We start from the raw sequence: 26322 nt of genomic DNA, 5'->3' as shown, positions 1-26322 counted from the left end.
CATCAATCGTGCAAGACACCGACTCCATCAACGACCTTGCTGCTGCTTTACTACAGCCAGCAGATATCAGCTTTGAACTGCCCGATCCAGAAGATGAACAGATTCTAGAGTCTGATTTTCAACAGCAGCTAGAAATAGCTTGGCAGGTATGCGATCGCTTTGATTTGCAAACTGAAATCTGGCGGGGACGAATTTTACGGGCTATCCGCGACAGAGAGAAAGTGGGTGGTGATGGGCGCGGTACTGGCTTTCTGCGATGGCTAAAAGAGCGGGAAATCAGCAAAAGTCAAGCTTACGCCTGGATTCAACTGGCCAATAGTGCCGATACTCTGATTGAAGACGGTAAACTCGACCCCGGTTCTGTGAATAACTTCAGTAAACGGGCATTTGTTGAAACCTCCAAAGCATCGCCAGAAGTGCAACAGATGGTGAGTGAAGCCGCCCAAAAAGGCGATCGCATCACCAGGCGCGAAGTGCGTCAACTCAGCGATGAATGGACAGCTATGTCCTCAGATTTATTACCTGAATCTGTCAGAGAAAAAGCCGCAGATAACACCCTTCCGCCGCGCTACATCGCCCCATTGGTGAAGGAAATGGAAAAACTGCCAGAATCGCACCAAAAGTTTATCCAGAAAGAAATTGCTGCCAATCCTGATGTGGATACCCTGAAACAGGTAACAAGCGAAGCGCGTAACTTGGCCAAATATCTCAAAGGGGCGGCTCAAGTCCAAGCGCTGACGCAGGAAAATGTTGATATTGAAACAGCCTTAGAAGAAGCGCAAAGAGTCGGCTGTTTGAGCATTGCTGCTGATTTGGTCAATCAAGCATCGCAGATTGAACAAACGATCGCTAAACTCTACATGACGTGGAAACGAATCGGCAATTTGGCAGATAGATTATATGTAGATACTGGTGCAAGTACACCCAACTTGCGATCGCTCCTCACTTGCTTAGAACCTCTGGGTGGTGAAATTATGGAATTGCAACTTAGTGGTGCAACTGAACACACTGTTCGTTTGCAAATTCAGGAGACGAGTTAGGAAATAGGCAAACTTGTGGGCAGTAATTGCGATTGTAATTACTGCCAAGTTATGGAAATTGAACCTTAATTCAAAGATTGTTTAACTTGTCTCAAATTCTAATGAGCAGCGCAAGATGTAGCGGTGAGTGACGAGTTATGGGGCGACGCAGTGGGTACTTGAGCAACCAAAACCACATTCCCATTGGCATCCATTACCCATCCTTGGGCTTCTACAATTTGAGTAGGTTCATTGACAGAATTAACTTTCTGTGATTTTTCTTCTGTGTTTTGCTGCGCCTGAAGAACTGCTCTTTTCTGAATACCAGCAGCACGATTTTTACTCTCTGGCTCTAGTGTGATCCAATCTGCCAGCACCGCATCATCAGCTATCAATGGCTGCGTGGGATCGGCTACTAGTCCTCCACGCCCAGTAGCAATAAAGGAACTCCTTCCTATTTTTGCACCAGAATTACAACCAGCAGCAATTTGCTCAGAAGCATCAACCAGATTGACGGGTAGTTCCACTAATCCTTTGCTGGGGTCAGCATCTGGTGAGTTGATTTGCACAGTGCCACTTAATGAAGGGTTTTGCTGAGAAAATGCCGTGATGTCGCTTGTTCGGAGGTTATTCGGGTTGATTGAGCCTGTTGGATCAAGCCTTTCTACGTCTGCACGGGTGCGTGGCACAAACCCAAAGATGTTTTTAGCGGTGATTGTGATTTTACCACCTGAGCCAGAGAAAGCGTTGGCAGTTATATCGTTATTTCCGAAGGGAGTGGCGACGAGGAAGCCATTAGGTGCTTTGATGGTGATATTACCACCAGTTTTATCACCCCCTGCATTAGTAGATATTTGACTATTGCGCCGCATTAGTAACAAATCTCGCACCTGTAGCGAAATATCCCCACCTCGACCTAACTTACTATTAGATGTGAGTTTTCCTTGGTTGTCCAACAGTATGGAGCGAGCAGTTATATTGAGTTCACCTGCTGATCCTAAATTATTTACATCTCCTTTGTAGATTGTATTCGGTTGAAGCTTTGGAAGTTCACTGCTCACAGTTATTGCAGCCCCATCCGAAATAATCAATTGTCCTGTGACGATTGTAATTTTTCCAGCCTCTCCAGAGCCTAAAGTCCCAGCGAACAAGCCGCCGGGCAAGCCATCTGGTGTGGTTCCAATTAGTTCTATAGACTCTGAGGCGTTGACAGTCAAATTTCCTCCTGAACCTATGGCTGGTATAAATTCTACTGGAGTTCGATATGCTCCACTAGACTGTGTTGATACCTCTGCCCCACCTTGGATAAGCAATTTCCCAGTGTTGATTGTAAGGTCACCCGCTTTTCCATCAGATGTAGTTATGCTAGAAAGTATACTAGGAAAAGTAAAATTATCTGGTGTCGTAAAGCTACCAATCAACTCTACGGACTCGGAGGCATTAATGGTCAAATTTCCCCCTGCACCCTTGCCTCTAGTAGAAGTAGATACTTGTGCGCCATCTCGAACAATTAATTTCCTGGTGTTAATCGTTAATTCTCCACCATCCCCAACGCCATTATTCCGATTTCTCAAGATCACAAAAAGACCAATTAGTTCCACACTTTTGCCCTGCAACTGAATATTGCCACCACCTACGCCAGTAACATCTACTTGAGATGGAATTCCAGAACCGTCAATAGTTCGCTGGATTAGTTGAATGTTCTGAAAATTTTGGACACCTTCATATCCCAATATCCAACCTTGAACAGTTGACTTCAGATTGACCAGGCTATTGCCAGCGACACTTCCTAGCTCAACTCGTCCCGATGCTGCTGTTAAATTTCCGCCCTCTAACACAACATCACCTCCTACAAGTGCCAAGGTTTTGCCTGGCTGCACCTGTAACCCAACAGGTTCACCCAAACTATTGACTGCGCCACCTGGACTAGCTTGGGATTGATTGCGAATGGGAGCCGCAGTGGCTCCGAATTGTAAGCCAATGGGAACACTTACTGTTAGTAGGGGTGTGGTTTGGGGATTTGTAGCACTAAACTTTGTACCATCGGCAAAGTTTAGACTACTCGCTGTACTTGCAATAAATGAACCACCGATGTTTAAAGAAGCATGAGTACCAAAAATAATCCCGTTGGGATTAATCAAAAACAGGTTAGCTGTACCGTTAGCTTTAAGGATGCCATCAATATTAGAGATAGACTTACCCGTTACCCGACTAATAATGTTCTGAATACCCTCAGTATTTTTAAACTCAGCCGTAGTCCCATTGAGTACAGAAAACTCCTTAAAACTGTGGAACAAGTTACTTTCTAGTTGGGTTCCACCTTCAATAATTGTGATATTGCCCTGTGTTGTAACTTGAGAATTGTTAGGTAGAGTGCTATCCTGGGTGATTTGGGCAAAAGCACAATTGGCAGAGAAAGCTATTGCGCCACCTATTACAATTCCTAATCCTTGAAACCAGCCACACAGAATACTCATAACGAATAATAAACTCCTTTAAAAAACTATCAATTGCTAAATAATAGTAACGCTGTACCTCTATTCAGTAAACTATATCTATCTCAATAGACTACAATATTTAAATCGTTAATATACGTTTTTCTATTGTATAAATCTGATAAGACTCCTCATTAAAACTAATAAAATTAAAGGCACAACAATGTTATGCCTCTACAAAAAGTTTTTATTCTACTTAGCTAAAAGCAATATTGCTAACTTAACTATTAATAAGCTTGCTGATTGAGAATAAAAATACAATTCTGTGACATTACTAAAAATTGATTTGGTTTCTCATAGTAATGCTATTACTTTTATTCTAAATAAGCTACAATGACAGATATTAAGTTGATATACCGCTACAGTTTTCTAGCATTGAAATGTTTGCTTATTATGCATAAGAAGGAAGTCTTATAACATTACTAAAAAAACAATTAGCTTTTTAGAGCAGCGCTATTAGGAATTACAAAGAAACAAATTATCCAATCTTGTGGGGTGGACAGCCTTCGATAGTTCCTGAGCCTTGTCGAAGGACTGAGCGCTCACGCCGAAGTCTTATCCGCCTATAGTTAAGGGCGGGCGAGAGGCACACCCTACAACAAGTAGTTAGATATTTTTTATTTGGAAGTCCCTTACCTTTATTCTCAATTAATCGAGATTAGGTGTTAAGTTAACAATACCGCTACGGTTTTCTAGCATTTAACGCAATATCCCCGCCAGTCCTCACAGCATTGCAATTTCATGACAACAGGGCCTAAATCCTTTGGCAAAAATCCCTGGGGTTGCTTGTTCTCAACAGCATCAGTAGATGGAATTGGAGCTAGTTCGATATTGCACTCAAGCTTAATTTTCAGGACTCTATCTTTTGATATACCGTTTTCTTCGAGTAGCGTGCGGAAATTAGAGTTTTTCAACATTTCTATAATTTCCTGCTGAATTTTTTCTTCTAACCGCTCTAAAGTTTCAGACTCAATGACTGCTTGCTGTGAAACTTGAGATTCCATGAATTTTGCTCTCCTTGCAGACTGGTAAATGTGTGGACTTATCTTGTGATGTACTAATTTAACCTGACTTCGATTAGTACAGTTTGGCGACGAAGAAATTAAGGATACAGAGTCTAGAGTGGCACGACAGCATTAGGTTTCTAACCCTCTTGCGAACTCCCATAATTATGACTTCAGCTTGGCTAGTTATAATTACGCATTGTGTAACAAAACTTCATATATTTCTGCTGGATTTCCTTAAAGCCTTCATGAATCTGGCTACCAACCTGACAAAGAGGCTATACCTTCTCTACGAGACCCTACGCGAACGGTGAGCTACACCAACGCACCGACAGATGAGTTGAGTAGAGAGAGCGATCGCTTGCATGAGGGTCATTGCGAAAAAGCGATGTCTACGACGGACTACGCCGGCGCACCGACAAAATTTACAAGAATCCCAAATTTTAATTACCAGCGCAAGATGTAGCGATGAGTGAAGAATTATGAGGCGACGCAGTGGGTACTTGAGCAACTAAAACCACGTTCCCATTGGCATCCACTACCCATCCTTGAGCTTCCACAATTTGAGTAGGTTCATTGCCAGAATTAACCTTCTGTGATTCTTCTGTGTTTCTCTGCTTGTGAACAACCACTCTGTTCTGGATACCCTCAGCACGATTCTGACTCTCTGGAGAGAGTGTGATCCAATCTGCTAGCACCGCATCATCGGCTATCAATGGCTCCGTAGGATTGGGGGCTATTCCTCCACGCCCAGTTGTAATAAATGAACTTCTGGATATTTTTCCACCAGAATTACAACCAGCAACAATTTGCTGGGAAGCATCAACCAAATTTATAGGCAATTCTACTAATCCTTGACTAGGGTCAACATCTGGTGAGTTGATTCGTACCGTGCCATTTAATGAAGGGTTTTGCTGAGAAAACGCCGTGATGTCACTTGTTAGCACGTTATTCGGATTGATTTCTTCGCGATCGAGTTTTTCTACGTCTGCACGAGTGCGGGGCACAAATCCAAAAATGTTCTTAGCGGTGATTGTGATTTTACCACCAGAGTCAGAGAAGGCATTGGCGGTGATATCGTTATTTCCCAAGGGAGTAGCGACGATGAAGCCATTAGGTGCATTGATGATGATATTACCGCCATCTCCACCCAGTCCTGTTGTACCTGCGTTAGTGGTGATTTGACTTTCGCGGCGCATCAATAATAAGTTCTGCACCTGTAGGGTAATATTCCCACCTTTACCTGACTCACTATTAGATATGAGTTTTCCTTTGTTGTCGAGAAGTATGGAGCGAGCGGTTATATTTAAATAGCCTGCTTTTCCAAGATTATTTGGATCTCCGATATAGATTACATTTTTTCGAGCTTGGCTGCTCACAGTTATTGCAGCCCCATCTTTGATAATCAATTGCCCTGTGGTTAGGGTCAAGTTTCCGCCATCTCCAGGCCCTTGAGTCCCAGAAAACAAGCTACTGAGCTTAGAACCATTTGGTGAAGTTCCAATTAATTCTACCGACTCAGAAGCGTTCACTGTCAAGTTTCCTGCATTGCCTGTAGCTGGTGTAAGTTGGTTAGGAATAAACCTGTATATACCCTCAGAACTTGTTGATATTCTTGCTCCTCCTTCGATACGCAACCTTCCAGTATTAATTATGATGTTGCCAGCATTTTTATTGCCGTAAGTTGCACTAAATAATCCACTGGATATTAAATCACTACCATCTCGAAAGAGAGGGATGTTAGTGCCACCAATTAGTTCCACGGAATCTGAAGCGTTTATGGTCAATTGCCCCTGCAATTGCGCTCCACTTCTGACTACCAACTTCTTAGTATTTACATTTATGTTTCCAGAGTTTGCGTTGGAAAAACTCTGAGTAAACAGTTGTGAATCTTTTTCAATTACTACAGAATCTGAAGCGTTTACTGTCAAATTCCCTCCTGATTGCGCTCTCAAGGGATTAACTAGAATTAGGAAACTGCCAGCTACTCGCACAAGTCCCGCTTGCAGGTGGATATTGCCGCTACCATTTCCATGAGTATCTACAATCGATGGAATTTTATTTAACTGGATGATTTCGATATTCTGGAAATTTTGAACACCTTCATATCCCAAAACCCAACCTTGGTTGGTTGGGCTTAAACTGACCAGACTATTGCCAGCAACGCTTCCTAATTCAACCCTTCCTCCCCTTGCCGTTATATTTCCGCCCTCTAGCGTGATATTACCGCCTATAAGTGCCAAGGTTTTGCCTCGCTGCACCTGTAAACCAACGCCTTGTCCAAAGATATTAACTGCGCCATCTGGACTTGCTTGAGATTGATTGCGGATGGGAGCCGCAGTTGCTCCAAATTGTAAGCCAATGGGAACACTTAATGTCAGTAGAGGTTTAGCTTGAGGAGATGTAGCACTAAACTTTGTACCATCAGCAAAGTTCAAGCTACTCGCCGTAGTTGCCACAAATGAACCGCCAATATTTAAAGAAGCATTGGGCCCAAAAATAATGCCGTTAGGGTTAATCAGAAACAGGTTCGCTGTGCCGTTAGCTTTCAGAATCCCATCTATCTTAGAAATCGAATTACCCGTCACCCGACTGATAATGTTCTGAATATCTATTGCATTGTTAAAGTAGGCTGTCCTTTCCGCAGAGACAGAAAACTGTTCAAAGCTGTGGAATAAGTTTGTACCACGAACTGCCCCACCATCAATCTGGTCTATAAGCTGACCATCGATTAGCTTTGGTGTAATGATTGAACTTTCAGATTCAAGTGTGCCATCTTTTTGTATTTGGGCTAAGACAAAACTCTCAAAGAAAGTGAGTACTCCAGCAATTGCTAATGTACTCACTATCCCTAACTCCCAGTACCAACTACTTCGGTATCGAGACATGACAAACTTGCACCCAAAAAATAAGAGTATATTAAAATACTGCTCTTTGCTAGTTAAATAAGTTAAGTGAGTGTGAAAAATTAAAGGTTTGTAATAAGGGATTCATCCCTTACTACGAGCCAATCTAATTAATCTTACATTGCGTAAGATAATTTTATTTGTCCTTGCTCACTAACTTATCGTGATACTTGAAATTATCTCTGTAACCTAACTAAGCTAACGCGCCTACATATTGCAATATTTTCCGTGTAGACCGTCATTAGTCATTAGTCATTAGTCATTAGTCATTAGTGTTTACCAAGGACAAAGGACAATTGACAAAGGACAACCTCACCAGTTGATATGCAATCTTATTTGCGTAACAGCTTAGTAAATGCAAAGTTCAGTATTTTTATACTCACTAGAATAAACTTTTTACAGTCTAAAAACTAAATTATTTAGCAGTTACAACCTAGAGGACTGCCAGTTGAAGGGCAAGGAATACACCATGATTTTTCCATCAGCACAATTTCTTGTTTTGGAGTTACCGGCAATAACTCATTTACTTGCTGGTTATTAACTGCATTATCAGATTTGATTTTATTTGGGTCAAGATTACACTGCCATTGAACGATTAAAGCTCTATCATCTAAGACACCGTACTTCTCAAGCACACTGTATAAACCAGCGTTATTAACGCTTTCAAGGAGTTTTTGTTCAATCTCGGCTTGTAATTGTTGTAATGTCTCAGGATTCATGATTGTTTCTATTTCCTACAGAATGTGTATAATTCTGCTTCAGCTTGACCCGGAACAATTACGCATAACTTCATAAAAATTCATATCTTACTACTGAATTTACATATCTCGCGCTTCACCAAAATCTAAAATTCAGACAGCTTCCTTTGCTAATTCTTAATTCCCGTTGCAGCAATACCTTGAATAAACTGACGCTGACCGATGAAAAATAACACCATCACTGGAACTGTCGCTATTGTCACCGCCGCCATCATCAAAGGCCAATTATTCGTAAATTGTTCTTGAAACTCAGCCAACGCCAGTTGCACTGTTCTTAATTCGGGACGGGTTGTAAATACCAGAGGTTTAAACAAATCATTCCATTCGCCGATGAAGGTGAACAAAAACAGCGTCACCAATGCTGGACGGGCTAAAGGTAACATTACCCGCCACAATATTTGTAATCTGGTTGCCCCATCTATGGCTGCGGCTTCCTCTAATTCCACAGGAATTGTCTGGAAATACTGACGTAATAAGAAAATCCCAAACCCATTGACAGCAGTGGGTAAAATGAGCGCCCAGTATGTATTTATCAAGTGTCCCCACTTCAAAACCAAAAAGATGGGAATCACCAATAACTGAAAAGGAATTACCAAAGTTGCTAAAACAACCAATAGCAGTGCTTGCCGTCCCCGAAACTTCAGCCGTGCTAAGGCGTAACCAGCCAAAGCAGAAGTGACAATCTGAAACGCCGTCACAGCGATCGCTACCAAGGTAGAATTAGCAAACGCCAGCAAAAATTTTCCCTGTTGCCATGCAACGCGGTAATTAGCTAAAGACCAGTTATTTTTAGACAAATTTTCTGGGCTGGCGGCTGTCGATGCAAAGGAGGTGAGAAAAACCACAAATAGCGGTAGTAAAACGATAAATGCCCCTAGTAGTAAGATTACTAGGCTCAAAAAATCACCAGATTTCAGATTCGGGTTTGGTTTAGACATAACTTGAAGCCGCAAAGCATTTATTTCGCTAGTACTAGAGCATTGCCCCCAGCAACCATTAATCTATAAACATAGTCTACTTGTTAAGTTAAATTAAACCACAGAGATTGTTACCCTCAGTTCATAGGGTAAATTGAATCCTGGTGTCAAATAATTCAGGTTTACAGGAGTAAACATAACCATGCAGCAGCTTACAGACCAATCTACAGAATTAGATTTCAAAAGCGAAACATACAAAGATGCTTATAGCCGGATTAATGCGATCGTGATTGAAGGGGAACAAGAAGCCCATGAAAATTACATCACACTAGCCCAACTGCTGCCAGAATCTCATGATGAATTGCTTCGCCTATCCAAGATGGAGAGCCGCCATAAGAAAGGATTTGAAGCTTGTGGGCGCAATTTGGCTGTTACCCCAGATTTGCCATTTGCCAAAGAGTTTTTCTCCGGCCTACACCAAAATTTCCAAACAGCCGCGGCATCGGGAAAAGTGGTTACTTGTCTGTTGATTCAGTCTTTAATTATTGAATGTTTTGCGATCGCAGCATATAACATTTACATCCCCGTTGCCGACGATTTTGCCCGCAAAATTACTGAAGGAGTAGTTAAAGAAGAATACAGCCACCTCAATTTTGGAGAAGTTTGGTTGAAAGAACACTTTGCAGAATCCAAAGCTGAACTTGAACTTGCAAATCGCCAGAACCTACCCATCGTCTGGAAAATGCTCAACCAAGTAGAAGGTGATGCCCACACAATGGCAATGGAAAAAGATGCTTTGGTAGAAGACTTCATGATTCAGTATGGTGAAGCATTGAGTAACATTGGTTTTACGACTCGCGATATCATGCGCTTGTCAGCCTACGGACTCATAGGTGCTTAAAAAAGTGCTGACTAACGAGTGCTGAGTGCTGAGTAGTTCAAATTCAGAACTCAGAACTCCTAACCCACAACTCCTAACTCTCCTAAATTCCCCCCCTCAAGACAGCATAAGCCTAATAATCACTACATGTTTGGTCTAATTGGACATCTGACTAGTTTAGAACACGCTCAAGCGGTAGCCCAAGAATTGGGATACCCAGAATATGCCGATCAAGGGCTAGACTTTTGGTGCAGCGCCCCGCCGCAAATTGTCGATACTATTATTGTCACCAGTGTTACTGGGCAACAAATTGAAGGACGGTATGTAGAATCTTGCTTTTTGCCGGAAATGCTAGCTAGTCGCCGCATCAAAGCCGCCACACGGAAAATCCTCAACGCCATGGCCCATGCACAGAAGCACGGCATTAACATCACAGCTTTAGGCGGATTTTCCTCGATTATTTTTGAAAACTTTAAGTTAGAGCAGTTTAGCCAAGTCCGCAATATCAAACTAGAGTTTGAACGCTTCACCACAGGAAACACGCATACTGCCTACATTATTTGTAAGCAGGTGGAAGAAGCATCCAAACAACTGGGAATTAATCTATCAAACGCAACTGTTGCGGTATGTGGAGCAACTGGGGATATTGGTAGTGCCGTTACACGCTGGTTAGATGCGAGAACAGATGTCCAAGAACTCCTGCTAATCGCCCGTGATCAAGAACGTCTCAAAGAGTTGCAAGGCGAACTGGGGCGGGGGAAAATCATGGGTTTGACAGAAGCGCTACCCCAAGCCGATGTTGTAGTTTGGGTTGCTAGTATGCCCAGAGGCGTGGAAATTGACCCTACCACTTTGAAACAACCCTGTTTGTTGATTGATGGTGGCTATCCTAAAAACTTAGCGACAAAAATTCAATATCCTGGCGTACACGTGTTAAATGGTGGGATTGTAGAGCATTCCCTGGATATTGACTGGAAAATTATGAAAATAGTCAATATGGACGTGCCAGCCCGTCAGCTGTTTGCCTGTTTTGCCGAATCAATGCTGCTGGAATTTGAGAAGTTATACACGAACTTTTCGTGGGGACGGAATCAGATTACCGTAGATAAAATGGAGCAGATTGGCCGGGTGTCAGTAAAACATGGATTTAGACCGTTGTTGGTTTAGTCATTAGTCATTTGTCCTTGGTCATTAGTCATTGGTCATTTGTTATTTGCAAAGGACAAAGGACAAAGGACAAAGGACAAAGGACAAAAGATAGATAACTCATAACTCGTAATTGATAAACCCTACGATGGCAACTACCGAGCGTAAACCGCTACTGTTAGATTTTGAAAAGCCCCTAGCAGAACTTGCAACCCGAATCGATCAAATTCGGCAACTTGCAGAAGAAAATGGCGTTGATGTTTCTGGTCAAATTCGTCAACTAGAAGCACGCGCCATGCAACTACGTGAGGAAATTTTTACTAGTCTATCGCCTTCCCAGCGATTGCAAGTCGCTCGTCATCCGCGTCGTCCCAGTACTCTCGATTACATTCAGGCTATTAGCGATGAATGGATGGAATTGCATGGCGATCGCTGTGGTGGTGACGATCCGGCTTTAGTTGGTGGAGTCGGTCGTCTGAGTGGGCAACCTGTGGTGATGTTGGGTCATCAAAAAGGTCGTGATACCAAAGACAATATTGCCCGTAACTTTGGAATGCCTTATCCTGGCGGCTACCGCAAAGCCATGCGCTTGATGGAACACGCTAATAAGTTTAGTATGCCCATACTAACTTTTATCGACACACCAGGGGCTTGGTCTGGAGTGGAAGCAGAACATCAAGGTCAAGGAGAAGCGATCGCTTACAACTTGCGGGAAATGTTTTGCTTAGATGTGCCAATTATCTGCACAGTTATTGGTGAAGGTGGTTCTGGTGGCGCACTTGGTATTGGAGTAGGCGATCGCCTGCTCATGTTTGAACACTCCGTTTATACTGTCGCCACCCCCGAAGCCTGTGCCGCCATTTTGTGGAAAGATGCTGGTAAAGCTCCTCAAGCCGCCGTTGCGCTGAAAATTATTTCCCACGACCTCAAAAGATTGGGAATTATCGACCAAATACTGCCTGAACCCACTGGTGGCGCTCATTCCGATCCTTTAAAAGCTGCTACCACCCTCAAGCAAGTGCTGCTAGAAAATTTGGACGAACTTAACCATTTAACCGCTCCAGAACGCCGCCAACTACGTTATGAAAAATTCCGTAAAATTGGTGTTTTTACAGAAGTTGCCCACTAAAACCATTACCTAATGATGGATTAGTAAAGCAGCAATGCTATAATTGCCTATGTGCTTAAAGATTTTTAACAATCTGGCCATAGGCATTTGTATGTTTGGCAAATCTACTCAATCAAATTGAGTAGCTTTTGTGTTATTGAGTAATCTAATTTGAGTGTACGGCGTGGTTTTCCAGGCGACGATTTGTTGTCTTCACTGATAAAACCCACAATATGCCCACTATTGCACTGCATCATAGCAGTTGCTTAATAGAAATCATCAGATTTTTAGATTCCTTTAATCTATCTAAACCGATCAATGTGAATAATTGGGTGGTACTAGGTGGGAACTGCCAAAAAATTGGGAGACATCATGAATGTTGAGCAAAAACGACGCGCCCTGATTACTGGGGCCAGTAGTGGAATTGGGAAAGCAACGGCTTTAGCCTTTGCCAAAGCCGGAATAGATGTCGCCTTAGTCAGCCGTTCTTTGAATAAGTTAGAGGCGGTGGCAGAAGCTGTACAGCATACTGGGGTGGAAGCGAAAGCTTACGCTGTAGATTTAGCGCGGATCTTTGAAGTAAAAGAAAAAATCCAAGCGATCGCTCTTGACTTTGGTGATATAGACATTCTGGTAAACAGTGCGGGCATTGCCTATACAGCCACTTTGAGCGAAACTCCCCTAGAAGGATGGCAGCAGGTAATTGACTTGAATCTTACCAGCGTGTTTCAGTGCATTTTAGGAATTTTACCTTCAATGCGCGATCGGGGCACAGGCACAATTATCAACGTCGCTTCAATTGCTGCCAAGCAACCGTTTCCCGGTTGGGGAGCATACAGCGTCAGTAAAGCTGGTTTGATTGCCCTCTCTCAAACCCTTGCACAAGAAGAACGTACCCACGGCATTCGTGTCACAGCTATCTCTCCTGGCGCAGTCAATACCGAACTTTGGGACACAGAAACAGTCCATGTCGACTTAGACCGTTCTAAGATGTTAACCCCGGAAATAGTGGCTCAGTCAATTCTTTACACAGTTCTGTTACCACAACAGGCAGTTATAGACGAATTGACCCTGATGCCCAGTGCTGGCGCACTTTAATTTATCCTTTGTCATCAGTCCTTTGCAAATGACCAATGTACTAATGACTAATGACTAATGACCAACTTTCAAACCATAACCAAGACTGAATCATGACTATCGCTAGTTCCAACGGTTCCAATTACTCTCAATCGCCTCTGATTCCCGACTTGGCAGAAGCCATAACTCCTAGACCCGATCGCAATACGAATAACGGGCGACAAGCTGATTTGTTCCCGCCAAAAGAGGAACATATAGAGGAAATGAAGGATGCAGTGCGGAAAATAATATTGGGCGTTGGCGAAGATCCTGAACGCGAAGGACTCCTCAAAACACCAAAGCGAGTGGCCGAGGCAATGCGGTTTCTTACCAGTGGCTACAACCAATCCCTTGAAGAACTCGTTAACGATGCCATCTTTGATGAAGGGCATAACGAGATGGTACTAGTCCGAGACATTAATTTTTTTAGTCTGTGCGAACACCACATGCTGCCATTTATGGGTAGAGCGCACGTTGCTTATATCCCCAACCAAAAAGTTGTAGGACTGAGCAAACTGGCCCGCATTGTTGAGATGTATTCCCGTCGCTTGCAAGTCCAGGAGAGGTTAACCCGCCAAATTGCCGAAGCAATTCAGACCATTCTAGAACCCCAAGGCGTAGCCGTTGTGATGGAAGCTAGCCACATGTGTATGGTAATGCGAGGCGTACAAAAACCAGGTTCTTGGACTGTCACTAGCGCAATGGTTGGCGTGTTCCAAGAAGAGCATAAAACCCGCGAAGAATTTTTTAACTTGATTCGCCATCAACCAGCATTCTTTTAGGGAATGGGGAATGGGGAATTGGGAATTGGGAAGAGGACTTGGGGACAAGGAGAATTGGGGACAAGGGGAAAGACTTGTTTCAAGTTCTCACCTCTTTTCCCGTTGTCCCCTTGTCCCCCTTGCCTCCCCTACTCCCTTTCTCCTTGCCGCCTGCTTCCTACTCCCTACCCCCCAATTTCTCAAACAACTTGGTTACTTTATCTAAATCCTTATCTCCAGGTGCGCGTTCCACACCACTAGATAAATCAACGCCACTGGGATTAACCTGACTTAAAGCTTCCACAATATTATCTGCTGTTAATCCCCCAGCTAAAAACCAAGGGCAATTGGGGTTAAATTGCTCTAATATTTTCCAATCTAAGGTTTTACCTGTACCACCAAGTTGTTCGGGATGGTAGGCATCCAGGAGTAAAGTATCTACGTATTTTGTGTAATCAGCCGCCGTGCCCAGATGCTCAAGACTACGAATTCTAAGTGCTTTAATAATTTCGACATTTGGTAAAGCTTGACGTAATTGGTAGCAAAAATCTGGTAACTCATCCCCGTGTAACTGAACCCCCGTCAACCCAGAATCAACAACTATCTGGCTGATTTCAGGGATACTAGCGTTGGCAAAAACTCCAATTGTGTCAATATTTGCCGGGAGTTCTGCCACGGCTGCTCGAATTTGGGATGTAGTCACGTAGCGAGGGGAGTTTGGTACACAAATAAATCCTAGTGCTGTTGCGCCCAGAGAAGCGATCGCTATAGATTGCTGTGGTTGAGTAATGCCGCAAATTTTAACGCGCATGAAAATATAACAAAATATTTAGAATAATCATTTGAAAAGTCTAAACTATCTCAAAAACTTTTGGGCCTTGTAATTTTATAATCTTGAGGTCTACGATTAACTTTCTGTTTAGGAGACAAAAGCTTGATTTCCTCTATTTTACTAGCAGCAGCTGCAACTGTTCCCGCCACACCTGCGTGGAATCCTACAGTAGGTATTATCATCAGCATCAGTAGCTTAGTAATGGTTTTACTAAGTACTAGGATCGAAAAACCCTTAGTTGGCCCCAAGTTCCCTATCCTGCCGATCAGCATTCCTACATTTGTTGGTGCAATGGCTTTCGGTCATATTGTTGGCATTGGTATCGTTTTAGGACTGACTAACATCGGTCGTCTGTAGTTTTGCGATGATCGCGGCGTTGCTTATAACGCCACGATCAATACAAAACTCCTCAAAACGATTTTAGTTCTTTCTCCAGCAAGGTAACTCATAAGCATCAGCCAGGGGAGGCAGGGGGACAAGGAGGACAAGGGGGAATTATTGAACAAGTCTCTCTCTTGTCTCCCTTGTCTCTTCTTCATGTTCAATGCCCAATGTCCAACAGGCATTAATTGTTTATTCTAGAAATAAGAGCATTTTGGAACTCGGCACTACCAAATTGATGCTCAGATATATACGTGTAAGTATATACGCAAGTATTGCTGTATAGGAACTACTGGCGATATCTAGTTTTAGGACAATGTAATGCAAACAAATTGGAAAATTGGGTCTTTATTTGGAATTCCCCTGTTTCTAGACCCGTTATGGTTTGTGATTTTAGGGTTGGCAACCCTTAACTTTGGGGTAGCTTACCAAGAATGGGGGACTGCTATAGCTTGGAGTGCTGGAATAGTTATGGCACTACTGCTATTTGGTTCGGTGTTGCTACATGAGTTGGGTCACAGCTTGGTAGCCCGATCGCAAGGTATTAAAGTTAATTCAATTACTCTGTTTCTGTTTGGCGGGATTGCTGCGATTGAAGAAGAATCTAAAACTCCTTTCAAAGCCTTTCAAGTAGCGATCGCTGGGCCATTGGTGAGTATCATACTATTTTTCCTGCTCAGTCTGGGAGTTCTTGTCATCCCTGATACTAGCCCACTCAGTATCATGGTTGGAGATTTGGCGAGAATTAACTTGGTGGTAGCACTATTTAACATGATTCCTGGCTTACCTCTAGATGGAGGGCAAGTGTTAAAAGCAGCACTATGGCAAATAACAGGTAATCGTTTTCAAGCCGTACACTGGGCTGCTAGGGCTGGGCAAATTTTGGGTTATGGTGCGATCGCTTTAGGATTTGTTGTAGATTTCTTGACAAGGGAGTTAGCACTTGGTTTGTGGATTGCGCTGTTAGGTTGGTTTGCTGTCCGCAACGCTAACACTTATGACAACATGACTACGTTGCAGGAAAGCCTACTTAAAGTGGTGGCGGCTGATGCGATGACTCGTGACTTTCGGGTTATCGATGCTGACCAGACACTGCGCTCCTTTGCCGATTTATACTTGTTGGAAACCGCTCCTTCACAGATTTATTTTGCTGCTTCTGATGGACGTTACCGGGGTTTGGTTTCCATTGACGATTTTCGTTTAACCCAAAGGAGTGAATGGGAAACCCAAACCTTACACAGCATTGTGCATCCCCTAACAGAAATACCCACTGTTACTGAAGCAACAACCATAGCTGAGGTCATTAACAAGCTGGAAAATGAGCAGTTACCTCGAATTACCGTACTTTCTCCTGCTGGTGCTGTAGCTGGTGTAATTGACCGGGGAGATATTGTGCGAACATTGGCACAAAAGTTAAATTTACGGCTCACAGACGCAGAAATCAAGCGGATAAAAGAAGAAGGTAGCTATCCGCCTGGGTTGCAACTGGGAGTAATAGCGAAGTCAATTGCAAATTAAACGTCATATCCTCGTCATAGTTTTGCAATAGATTTGTCAAAAGCTTGTGTGATATTGAATTTGGTATTTGGTTACAAAATGCTTTTTTTGGGTAAGAGGTAGGATTTCCTACCTTTTTTATTTTTCAAACTAACTTGAATTAGAGAAACCTCTCCCATCGCTTCAGAATTATGGGAAAACTAAATTAAAACTTAAAGTGAGTAAAATGTAAGTACATGATATACTACGTCTCTCACTTACCCTGGTTTTATGGCACTGCCAATTGTTGCAATTATCGGACGCCCAAATGTGGGCAAATCCACCCTGGTTAATCGACTCGCCGGGGAACAAACGGCGATTGTCCATGATGAACCGGGAGTGACACGCGATCGCACTTACATGCCAGCTTTCTGGAATGGTCGCGAATTTTTAGTCGTAGACACTGGTGGATTAGTCTTTAATGATGATACCGAATTTCTACCACTGATTCGCCAGCAGGCAATGACAGCCTTAGCAGAAGCCTGTGCCGCAATTTTTGTCGTAGATGGTCAAACAGGCCCCACATCGGCAGACCAAGAAATCGCTGAATGGATGCGTCAACAACGCGTACCTGTGCTACTAACTGTAAATAAATGTGAATCTCCTGACCAAGGCTTAATGCAAGCTGCCGAATTTTGGGAATTGGGTTTGGGCGAACCATACCCCATCTCCGCGATTCATGGTAGTGGCACAGGAGAGTTACTCGATGAGTTAGTTAATCACATCCCTGCTGTTGAAGACATCCCAGAAACTAATGAAATCAAAGTAGCAATTGTGGGCCGCCCAAATGTAGGTAAATCGAGCTTACTCAATTCTTTTGTCGGCGAAGAAAGGGCAATTGTCAGCCCAATTTCCGGCACAACCCGCGATGCTATTGATACCGTCATTGAACGAGAGGGACAAACCTACCGCTTAATTGACACCGCCGGCATTCGCAAAAAGAAACACATAGAATACGGCACAGAATTCTTTAGTATTAACCGTGCTTTCAAAGCAATTCGTCGCGCTGACGTGGTTTTATTAGTACTAGATGCTGTAGATGGAGTCACAGAGCAAGACCAAAAATTAGCTGGGCGGATTATCGAAGAAGGTCGAGCTTGCATCATCGTCGTTAATAAGTGGGATGCTGTCGAAAAAGACTCTTACACAATCTACGACTACGAAAAAACTCTGCAATCACGGTTACATTTTACCGAATGGGCAGAAACAATTTTTGTGAGTGCGTTGTCAGGACAACGGGTAGAAAAAATTCTCGAATTGGTGAAAACGGCGGCTGAATCACACAAACGGCGTGTCAGCACATCAGTTATTAACGAAGTCTTAACAGATGCCGTTAGCTGGCATTCACCGCCAGCATCTCGTGGTGGTCGTCAGGGCAAGATTTATTATGGTACACAAGTAAGTAGCCAACCACCAACGATCGCACTATTTGTCAATGATTCCAAACGCTTCAATGACAACTATCGGCGGTACATTGAACGTCAATTCCGGCAACAGCTAGGATTTAAAGGCACGCCAATTATTTTACTGTGGCGCAGTAAAAAAGTCCGGGATGCCGAAATTGGTAATGTTAATAGAGCAACTCGCGTCAAATTAAGTTAGGAGACGCGATTCATCGCGTCTGTATAAGAGTTATGAGTTAAAGTCAGAATTGCTTGCTAACTATACAACCCTATCGACTAGAGTTTGATAGCGGCAGAAGGTAGAAAGTTATGAGTTTAAGTCAAAACTCCTAACTCCTAACTCCTAACTCCTTACTTTTAACTCTTAACTCTAAAATGGATTTATTGCGATCGTTGCCACTTGGACTTTATTTAGAACAACCCCAAACTTGGCTGCATAAAATCGATCCGCGAGTCAAGTTCGCCTGGTTGATGAGCTTTTTAACAAGCTATGTTTTAGCTAACAACTTTTGGCGGGTGCTGCTGGTAGTACTATTGATTATTGCCACCTTGATTGCTAGGATTCCCCGGCGAGTATGGCAGCAACAAATGGGCTGGCTATTAATGCTATCGTTTTTTGTCTTAGCGATCGGAGCCATCAGTCCTGATGGAATGGGTGTAGATTATCAACCACGCCTGCCAGCTAATGAACAAATATTAACCCCGCAAGCAGTCTCCAAGAATATTGTTCCAGAGCAAGCAAGTAATAACAAAAAATACAACTATGTGCTATTTCAGAAAGGCCCAGTCAAAGTAACTCGCCGCTCCTTGGATTTGGCAGTACGGCTAAGTACAATTATATTTACCGTAATTTACAGCACCAACCTCTATCTGCTAACAACCGCACCAGAAGAAATCACCTCTGGCATAGAAAGCTTAATGCAACCCCTACGACGCTTCAAGTTGCCTGTCACAGAGATTGCTTTAACTTTAACCTTGTCCTTGCGCTTTATTCCTCTAGTTTTAGAAGAAGTGCAAAACTTATTTCGTTCTGTGATGACAAGGGCAATTAATTGGAAAAAGCTGGGATTGAAAGGAGGCTTCAAAGTTTGGATGACAGTCGCAGAGAGATTGTTAGAAAATCTGCTCTTACGAGCCGATCAAATGGCGAATGCAATGATGGTGCGGGGTTTTACCAGTCCCAACGAGCATCGAGTGCAGTGGCACGACTTACGATTCAAAGGGCGTGACTGGCTTGCTATTGCAACTTTAATTGTATTCTGGGGAATACGACTAGCTATAGGAACTCAGGTCTAATTTTGCACCGAGAAAATGGTAAAAGGTAATATTTTCTGTGCCTGCTTTCTCTTTCCTTTTCACCGATAGTTGATTAGCTTAACTAGGCTAATTACCCCGCCAGAAAACTGATCCCCTAACATTTTCCATAGCTTTTTAGTATGAAACAGATTATTTTGCCATTTTAGATCGGCGTGCAACAAATTTTTGGCTAGCCGCCAGTAATGCCAGTGGGTGCGGGAATTGTCCGCAGACAGTGATTCTGAGAAAGAATAGTATGAATCTCTGCACAAAACCCAGACGCAACTGGCAGCGCCGAAAATGCTGAATAATCAATAGGCCATAGTTTTCTTTCTAGTGGTCTGTCTCATTAATTCTGAAGGGTTATAAAAGTTCGTAGTAAGGACTTTAGTCCTTGATTTGAGCGATAAATCGCTCACTACAAACCTAGCCAAATTAATGCGATAGACCACTAGTCCCCAATCCCCATTCCCCATTCCCCACTTAAGTTAGCTATTTTGTGCCATTTAGCAATAGTTGTGGCAGTATGGAAAGAAGTTGAAAAGTTCGCTGTTGCCGTTGGGAGCTTCAAAGGGTGTTTTCCCTTGCTACGTCGAACTTTTAACAAGAGGATAAGGACTATCTTGTACCTTCTTCCGACAGATTGGTAAATTGAAGTCACCAAAGCAGATGGTGATGTTTCTCAACCAGCCTCTACTCTCTGAATCCACGCTTTGCGGCTTCTGTTGTACCATTTCGCTTCACTACCACTAGCTTCATCTGCCAATTAGAAACTAGATCAAGGTCTTCGTAACCGCAGTTTTGCATTTTAAGCAAATATTCTGACGAATGTTGGTATTATCGTCTGAATGTTTGTAATTCACTGCGAAAAGATATATATACTCCCACCTTGACTACACCTTGACTCTTAAATGAATCCAGAAAACGCAGAAACTTACATAAACCATCCAACTTGGGGTTTACTCTACAAAATCTGTATGGTTGATGAGACCCAGGATTTGTTCACCACACTTTATGCCCAGCGCCTGTTTTTTTTGGTCGCAAATGACGTTAAAGGTGTCAAATTCCAGCCTATAGGACGAACTGAGGCTAGAATGATGTTGGAAAATCGCTTACGTACCCTGCGGCGCAGTGGACATTCTCAGGAGTACGATCAACTTCAAAGTGTTTTCCAACGCACCTTCCAATGAACAGTTCGATTTCCGAACGTATTGTTTCCATTCGTTCATCCCTACCAACTTCAGTCAAATTGATTGCTGTTAGCAAACAAGTTTCTGCCCAGGCCATTCGGTCTGCATACTCCGCAGGGATTCGTGATTTTGCAGAGAGTCGCATCCAAGAAGCCGCCAGCAAACAAGCCGAGTTGCAAGACTTACCGGATATTACCTGGCACTTTATTGGACATTTGCAAAGCAATAAAGCCAAAAAAGCCATCGAACAATTCCCTTGGATTCACTCCGTGGACAATTTGAAGCTGGCACAGCGCTTAGATCAACTAGCCCAACAGCTAGGAGTGAGTCCCCAGGTTTGCCTGCAAGTGAAAATTCTCCCCGATCCCAACAAGTCTGGTTGGAGTGTGCCAGAACTTTTGGCTGATTTACCCATACTCGATCAATACAAAAATTTACAAATTCAAGGTTTGATGACAATTCCACCTTCAGGATTAAGCGATCCGGAAATTTTGAATGTGTTTAATCTCAATCGTGAACTAGCAAAGAAAATCCAGGAGCAAAACTGGTCGCACATTAAAATGCAGCAACTATCTATGGGTATGTCAGGCGACTACGAGCTAGCAGTGCAAGCAGGCGCAACGATGGTACGATTAGGAACAATATTGTTTGGCGATCGCTCTTAAGCATATTACATATCCCTCTTCCGCTTGAGTATCAAGTACAAGCAGGAGCAATGAGGGTGTGATTAGTAACAATATTGTTTGGCGATCGCTCTTAGCCCTTGATCATCAGGTTTCCAGGTCAGTATTAATAGAGATCAGGATTTGATGACAAGAATTTTGTAAGGGACTGGTGCAATTAGAAACAAAGGATATAGTATTGACAAGAGCAATCGCCAAGGGAAAATGGGGTATAAAGAACTTTCCTTCGGACAAACCTTAGGATATAATCTTGACTCATTATTATGTTTAGGCGATGCACAGACCTTTCCAATAAGTGTCGGTTCATCGCCAAAACCCGTAGTATGGGCTACAAATAGCAATATACTTGCTGAAGTATCCACCGATGTAGCGTAGTTTGCGGCCGTAGGCATCGCTCCTATCTCAATAAATCCTAAGCCAAGTCAATATAGGCTATTCGCACCAGGAGAGTACACAGACAATGAACAACATCTTTTCCAAACTCAGAGACTTTGTAGGTCTAAATGAGCAAGTGGAATACGAATATTACGAAGAAGAACCAGAAACAGATAATAATAATTACCAAAATCTGTATCAGCAAGAAAATCCCCAACCCCCAGCCCCACAAGAGAGCGCAACCGCTCAGAATCGACGCTGGCGGGAACCAGTGCCTACAATGGGAGATGATATCGCAGCAGGTTCAAAGCCAATGGGGAATGTGATTGGTATGCCAGGAGCAATTAACGGAATTTCGGAAGTTTTAGTCCTCGAACCACGCACCTTTGAAGAAATGCCCCAGGCAATTCAAGCGTTGCGAGAACGGAAGTCAGTGGTATTAAATCTGACAATCATGGACCCAGACCAAGCTCAACGAGCAGTAGATTTTGTTGCAGGTGGTACTTACGCACTAGATGGACATCAAGAGCGCATCGGTGAGAGCATCTTCTTGTTTACACCAAGCTGTGTCCAAGTTAGCACCCAAGGTGGCGTTCTTCATGAAGTACCACAACCGCCAGCACGTCCTTCTCGTCCTACAGGTTCTCCAAATCAAACCTGGGGCAACGAAACTAATCGGATGGCACAATAGAGTTAAATTAGTTGTTAGTCCTTTGTCCTTTGTCATTTATCTCGGGTTTTGATCGTAGTGACAAATGACAAACGACAGAGGACTAATGACAAATGACTAACGATCAATGACTATAAAATTTGGTTTAATTGGTGGTGGGGTAATGGGAGAAGCGCTCTTATCCCGCCTTATCGCGCGTGGAATTTATCAATCATCAGAAGTCATAGTTAGCGAACCGCTACCTTCACGCCTAGATTTTTTGCAACAGCAATACGGTGTTGCTGTGACGACAGATAATAGTGAGGTTTTCACCCAAGCCAAAGAAGTTGTATTTTTGGCAGTAAAACCGCAGGTGTTCAGCGCGATCGCGCAAGAATTAGCAGATATTGATATTATTAATAGAGAACAATCACCCCTGATAATTTCCATATTGGCGGGTGTGCCTTTAAGTCAGCTAGAAGCTGCATTTGTGCAATTGCCAGTTATCAGAGCAATGCCCAACACTCCAGCCACTGTGGGAGCAGGAATTACCGCCATTTGTTCCGGTGCATATACTAATACCAAGCATCACCAAATAGCACAACAAGTTTTTTCTGCTGTGGGCGAAGTTGTGGAAGTCTCAGAAGGGCTGATGGATGCAGTTACAGGGCTATCTGGTAGCGGCCCCGCTTACGTGGCGCTGCTAGTAGAATCACTTGCTGATGGCGGAGTATCCGCAGGTTTACCTAGAGCAATTGCTAATCAATTAGCATTGCAAACTGTACTCGGAACAGCGAAACTGTTATATGAAACCAAAATGCACCCAGCAGAACTTAAAGATCGCGTTACCAGTCCCGGTGGTACAACCATTGCGGGAATTGCCAAGTTAGAACAGGCAGGATTTCGTTCAGCTTTAATTGAAGCAGTGAAAGCTGCCACAGAGCGATCGCAAGAACTGGGAAAATAATTAAAGAGTCATTAGTCATTGGTCATTTGTGCAAAACTAATGACAAATGACAAATGACAAATGACTATTAACGAAGTTGACAAAAGACTCGTTAGTATAGTAAACAATCTGGTTGCAAATGTGATTGAGTGAATTATCCTGCGCCGTCTCCAGAACTTGACTTAGGGTCTATATTTCCCTTTGATCTGGATCAGTTTCAAAAAGAAGCGATCGCGTCCCTAAATGCTGGACGCTCCGTAGTCGTGTGTGCGCCCACAGGTTCGGGCAAAACATTAGTCGGAGAATACGCCATTTATCGCGCCCTAGCGCGAGGAAAACGTGTATTTTATACTACTCCCCTAAAGGCGCTGTCGAATCAAAAATTACGTGACTTTCGAGAAAAATTTGGGTTTGATCAAGTCGGACTGTTAACTGGAGATGCCTCCATTCACAGGGATGCACCGATTTTGGTGATGACCACAGAAATTTTCCGAAATATGCTCTATGGCACACCCATCGGGCAAGTCGGCATCTCATTAGTAGACGTGGAAGCGGTGATACTTGATGAGTGCCACTACATGAACGATCGCCAGCGCGGTACAGTTTGGGAAGAATCCATCATCTATTGTCCCCGGGAAGTGCAACTGGCAGCCCTCTCAGCAACGGTTGCCAACAGCGATCAACTCACCGATTGGTTAAATCGCGTTCACGGCCCAACAGACCTGATTTACTCAGATTTTCGCCCAGTTCCCTTAGAATTTCACTTTTGCAATCCCAAAGGGTTATTTCCCCTGTTGAATGATAGCAAAACCAAAATTAACCCTCGCCTTCTTCAGAAGAAGAAGGGGAGAGGGGGAGAAAGGGACAGGGGAAGAAGTGGTAGACCGGAAGCTCCTGGCATAATTTATACTTTAAGCCAGTTAGAGCAACGGGATATGCTCCCAGCAATTTACTTTATCTTCAGTCGCCGGGGATGTGATAAAGCGGTGGCAGAAGTGGGTGATTTATGGCTGGTAAATAATGAAGAATCTCAGATTTTACGGCAACAGATTGATGACTTCTTAGCCCGCAATCCCGAAGCTGGGCGTTCTGGACAAATTGCACCCCTATACCGAGGAATTGCTGCCCACCACGCCGGAATTTTGCCTGCTTGGAAAGCCCTGGTAGAAGAACTATTTCAGCAAGGGCTGATTAAAGTAGTATTCGCCACGGAAACACTGGCCGCGGGAATTAATATGCCCGCTCGGACAACGGTAATTTCTACCCTTTCCAAGCGGACTGACACCGGACACCGCCTGTTAAATGCTTCCGAATTCTTGCAAATGGCGGGACGGGCAGGCCGCCGGGGGATGGATAAACAAGGTCATGTGGTGACAGTCCAAACTCCCTTTGAAGGAGCCAAAGAAGCGGCATATTTGGGGACATCCAAGCCAGACCCCCTTGTAAGCCAGTTTACGCCCAGTTATGGCATGGTACTCAACTTGCTGCAAACCCACACCCTAGAGCAAACCAGGGAACTGATAGAGCGCAGTTTTGGGCAGTACATGGCGACATTGCATTTAAGACCAGAATACGATGAGATTGCCGAACTGGAAAAACAATTAGCTCAACTACATGAGCAAATCGCCGCCGTTGATGAAAATGAACTGGCTATTTATGAAAAATTGCGGCAACGTTTGAAAGTAGAACGCCAAATATTAAAAACCCTGCAAGAGCAAGCACAGGAAGATAGAAAAGAAGAATTAGGGATGATGTTAGACTTTGCAGTGTCAGGAACTCTGTTGAGTCTCAAAGGCAAAAACATCACAGTGTCTTCACCCGTAACCGCAGTGTTAGTGGGAAAATCGCCTGGTTCTGGTCAAGCTCCCTACTTGGTATGCTTAGGGCATGATAATCGCTGGTATGTGGCAACCACCGGGGATGTAGTCGATTTATATGCCGAATTACCACGCATTGAAGTGTCACCGGATTTACTACCACCCCCAGAGATGCCTTTGAAGCCAGGACAGTCACGCCGTGGTAACGAAGAAAGCTTTGCGATCGCTGCGCGTATTCCCAATCCGATAGAATCTTTGCATCTGGCACCAGAAGTAGCAGAACAACTCAGTCGCACTGCTGCCGTCCAAGAGCAATTAGAAGCTCATCCCTTACATCAATCAGGCAATGCTGCCACGCTTTTCAAGCGTCGCGCCAAATATGTCGAACTAGAAGCCGAACTCGAACAGTTGCAAGGGCAAGTAGAGCAACAGTCACAACGTCATTGGGAAGAATTTCTCAATTTAATCTTAATTCTGCAACACTTTGGCGCTTTAGATAATTTAGTGCCCACACAATTAGGGCGAATTGCTGCCGCCATTCGGGGTGAGAATGAATTGTGGTTGGGTTTGGTATTCGCTAGTGGTGAATTGGACAACTTAGATCCCCACCATTTAGCCGCCGCCGCCGCCGGTTTAGTGATGGAAACACCCCGTCCAGATAGCAAGGTTAACTTTGAGCTTAGTAATGAAGTGGCAGAAGCCTTAGCAAAATTGCGGGGAATTCGCCGCCAAATGTTCCAACTACAACGGCGGTATAATGTAGCGCTACCTATATGGTTGGAGTTTGAGTTAATTGCCATAGTAGAACAATGGGCGCTCGGAATGGAGTGGACAGAACTCTGCGAAAACACCACCTTGGATGAAGGCGATGTGGTGAGAATTCTCCGCCGGACGTTGGATTTATTATCCCAAATACCCCACGTTCCCCATTTACCAGACTCTTTCTTGCGTAATGCTTATCGAGCGATGCAGTTGATTGATAGATTCCCTGTAAATGAGGTGGTGGAATAAACAGCACACTCTTAGCTATAGAGTTCTGTGCGTCTTTATATGTAGGGGCAATTCATGAATTGCCCCTACAAACTGTGCTGACTTTTCACGTTA

At 43.6% G+C, this 26322-nt stretch carries 21 protein-coding genes; 15 read left to right on the top strand and 6 right to left on the bottom strand.

Annotated elements, in window-relative coordinates; translation table 11 throughout:
* The first annotated feature begins 8 nt into the window (after positions 1 to 8).
* Positions 9 to 1040 carry a hypothetical protein gene (locus FD724_RS01510; RefSeq protein ID WP_012408405.1) on the top strand — a complete coding sequence of 344 codons (1032 nt, stop codon included), beginning with the start codon at positions 9 to 11 and terminating at the stop codon, positions 1038 to 1040.
* 98 nt (positions 1041 to 1138) lie between these two features.
* On the opposite strand, the gene FD724_RS01505 is transcribed toward FD724_RS01510, so the two are convergent.
* The 5 genes from FD724_RS01505 to FD724_RS01485 all read right to left on the bottom strand — a co-directional run bounded on the left by FD724_RS01505 (position 1139) and on the right by FD724_RS01485 (position 9120).
* Positions 1139 to 3496 carry a filamentous hemagglutinin N-terminal domain-containing protein gene (locus FD724_RS01505; protein WP_179071336.1) on the bottom strand — a complete coding sequence of 786 codons (2358 nt, stop codon included), beginning with the start codon at positions 3494 to 3496 and terminating at the stop codon, positions 1139 to 1141.
* A gap of 710 nt (positions 3497 to 4206) precedes the next feature.
* Positions 4207 to 4518, bottom strand: coding sequence for a hypothetical protein (locus tag FD724_RS01500; RefSeq protein WP_114080897.1), 312 nt, complete (start codon positions 4516 to 4518; stop codon positions 4207 to 4209).
* Between the two features lie 443 nt (positions 4519 to 4961).
* Positions 4962 to 7406, bottom strand: coding sequence for a filamentous hemagglutinin N-terminal domain-containing protein (locus FD724_RS01495; RefSeq protein WP_179071335.1), 2445 nt, complete (start codon positions 7404 to 7406; stop codon positions 4962 to 4964).
* 437 nt (positions 7407 to 7843) lie between these two features.
* Positions 7844 to 8143 carry a hypothetical protein gene (locus FD724_RS01490; RefSeq protein ID WP_147262457.1) on the bottom strand — a complete coding sequence of 100 codons (300 nt, stop codon included), beginning with the start codon at positions 8141 to 8143 and terminating at the stop codon, positions 7844 to 7846.
* Between the two features lie 149 nt (positions 8144 to 8292).
* Positions 8293 to 9120, bottom strand: a complete 828-nt coding sequence (locus FD724_RS01485; RefSeq protein WP_179071334.1) for a carbohydrate ABC transporter permease — start codon at positions 9118 to 9120, stop codon at positions 8293 to 8295.
* 181 nt (positions 9121 to 9301) lie between these two features.
* Between FD724_RS01485 and FD724_RS01480 the strand changes: the two genes are divergently transcribed.
* The 5 genes from FD724_RS01480 (at position 9302) to folE (ending at position 14131) form a co-directional block, all read left to right on the top strand.
* A complete protein-coding gene (locus FD724_RS01480) occupies positions 9302 to 10000 on the top strand; it encodes an aldehyde oxygenase (deformylating) (protein WP_179071333.1) in 699 nt (232 codons plus the stop codon).
* Between the two features lie 126 nt (positions 10001 to 10126).
* A complete protein-coding gene (locus FD724_RS01475) occupies positions 10127 to 11146 on the top strand; it encodes a long-chain acyl-[acyl-carrier-protein] reductase (protein WP_114080902.1) in 1020 nt (339 codons plus the stop codon).
* A 127-nt stretch (positions 11147 to 11273) separates the two neighbouring features.
* On the top strand, positions 11274 to 12254 hold the full coding sequence (locus tag FD724_RS01470) for an acetyl-CoA carboxylase carboxyltransferase subunit alpha (RefSeq protein ID WP_114080903.1): 981 nt from the start codon (positions 11274 to 11276) through the stop codon (positions 12252 to 12254).
* Between the two features lie 351 nt (positions 12255 to 12605).
* Positions 12606 to 13331, top strand: a complete 726-nt coding sequence (locus tag FD724_RS01465) for an SDR family oxidoreductase (RefSeq protein WP_114080904.1) — start codon at positions 12606 to 12608, stop codon at positions 13329 to 13331.
* Positions 13332 to 13423: 92 nt separating this feature from the next.
* Positions 13424 to 14131, top strand: coding sequence for a GTP cyclohydrolase I FolE (gene folE / locus FD724_RS01460; RefSeq protein WP_114080905.1), 708 nt, complete (start codon positions 13424 to 13426; stop codon positions 14129 to 14131).
* A 157-nt stretch (positions 14132 to 14288) separates the two neighbouring features.
* Here the strand turns inward: folE and FD724_RS01455 are convergent, their stop codons facing one another.
* Positions 14289 to 14921, bottom strand: coding sequence for a phosphoribosylanthranilate isomerase (locus tag FD724_RS01455; RefSeq protein WP_179071332.1), 633 nt, complete (start codon positions 14919 to 14921; stop codon positions 14289 to 14291).
* A gap of 123 nt (positions 14922 to 15044) precedes the next feature.
* On the opposite strand from FD724_RS01455, the gene psaK reads away from it, so the two are divergent.
* From psaK to FD724_RS01410, 9 genes are all read left to right on the top strand, one after another.
* Positions 15045 to 15299, top strand: coding sequence for a photosystem I reaction center subunit PsaK (gene psaK, locus FD724_RS01450; RefSeq protein WP_179071331.1), 255 nt, complete (start codon positions 15045 to 15047; stop codon positions 15297 to 15299).
* A 345-nt stretch (positions 15300 to 15644) separates the two neighbouring features.
* Entirely contained in the window at positions 15645 to 16841 is a 1197-nt protein-coding gene (locus tag FD724_RS01445; protein WP_179071330.1) for a site-2 protease family protein, read from the top strand.
* A 249-nt stretch (positions 16842 to 17090) separates the two neighbouring features.
* Positions 17091 to 18461 (top strand): ribosome biogenesis GTPase Der, encoded by a 1371-nt coding sequence (der, locus tag FD724_RS01440; protein ID WP_114080909.1) that lies wholly within the window; start codon positions 17091 to 17093, stop codon positions 18459 to 18461.
* A 176-nt stretch (positions 18462 to 18637) separates the two neighbouring features.
* Complete coding sequence (locus tag FD724_RS01435; protein WP_114080910.1) at positions 18638 to 19558, top strand: energy-coupling factor transporter transmembrane protein EcfT; 921 nt, start codon at positions 18638 to 18640, stop codon at positions 19556 to 19558.
* Positions 19559 to 20469: 911 nt separating this feature from the next.
* Complete coding sequence (gene pipX / locus FD724_RS01430; RefSeq protein WP_012408389.1) at positions 20470 to 20748, top strand: transcriptional coactivator PipX; 279 nt, start codon at positions 20470 to 20472, stop codon at positions 20746 to 20748.
* Positions 20745 to 21413 carry a YggS family pyridoxal phosphate-dependent enzyme gene (locus FD724_RS01425; RefSeq protein ID WP_114080911.1) on the top strand — a complete coding sequence of 223 codons (669 nt, stop codon included), beginning with the start codon at positions 20745 to 20747 and terminating at the stop codon, positions 21411 to 21413. The genes pipX and FD724_RS01425 overlap by 4 nt, the downstream gene beginning before the upstream one ends.
* Positions 21414 to 21891: 478 nt before the next feature.
* Entirely contained in the window at positions 21892 to 22497 is a 606-nt protein-coding gene (locus tag FD724_RS01420) for a cell division protein SepF (protein WP_114080912.1), read from the top strand.
* 106 nt (positions 22498 to 22603) lie between these two features.
* Positions 22604 to 23422, top strand: coding sequence for a pyrroline-5-carboxylate reductase (proC, locus tag FD724_RS01415; protein ID WP_114080913.1), 819 nt, complete (start codon positions 22604 to 22606; stop codon positions 23420 to 23422).
* A gap of 128 nt (positions 23423 to 23550) precedes the next feature.
* On the top strand, positions 23551 to 26229 hold the full coding sequence (locus tag FD724_RS01410; RefSeq protein WP_179071329.1) for an RNA helicase: 2679 nt from the start codon (positions 23551 to 23553) through the stop codon (positions 26227 to 26229).
* The last annotated feature ends 93 nt before the right edge of the window (positions 26230 to 26322 follow it).

Origin of the sequence: Nostoc sp. C057 (genome assembly GCF_013393925.1) — a bacterium.
Taxonomy (GTDB): Bacteria; Cyanobacteriota; Cyanobacteriia; order Cyanobacteriales; family Nostocaceae; genus Nostoc; species Nostoc muscorum_A.
This window is presented reverse-complemented; position numbering and strand designations above follow the sequence as displayed.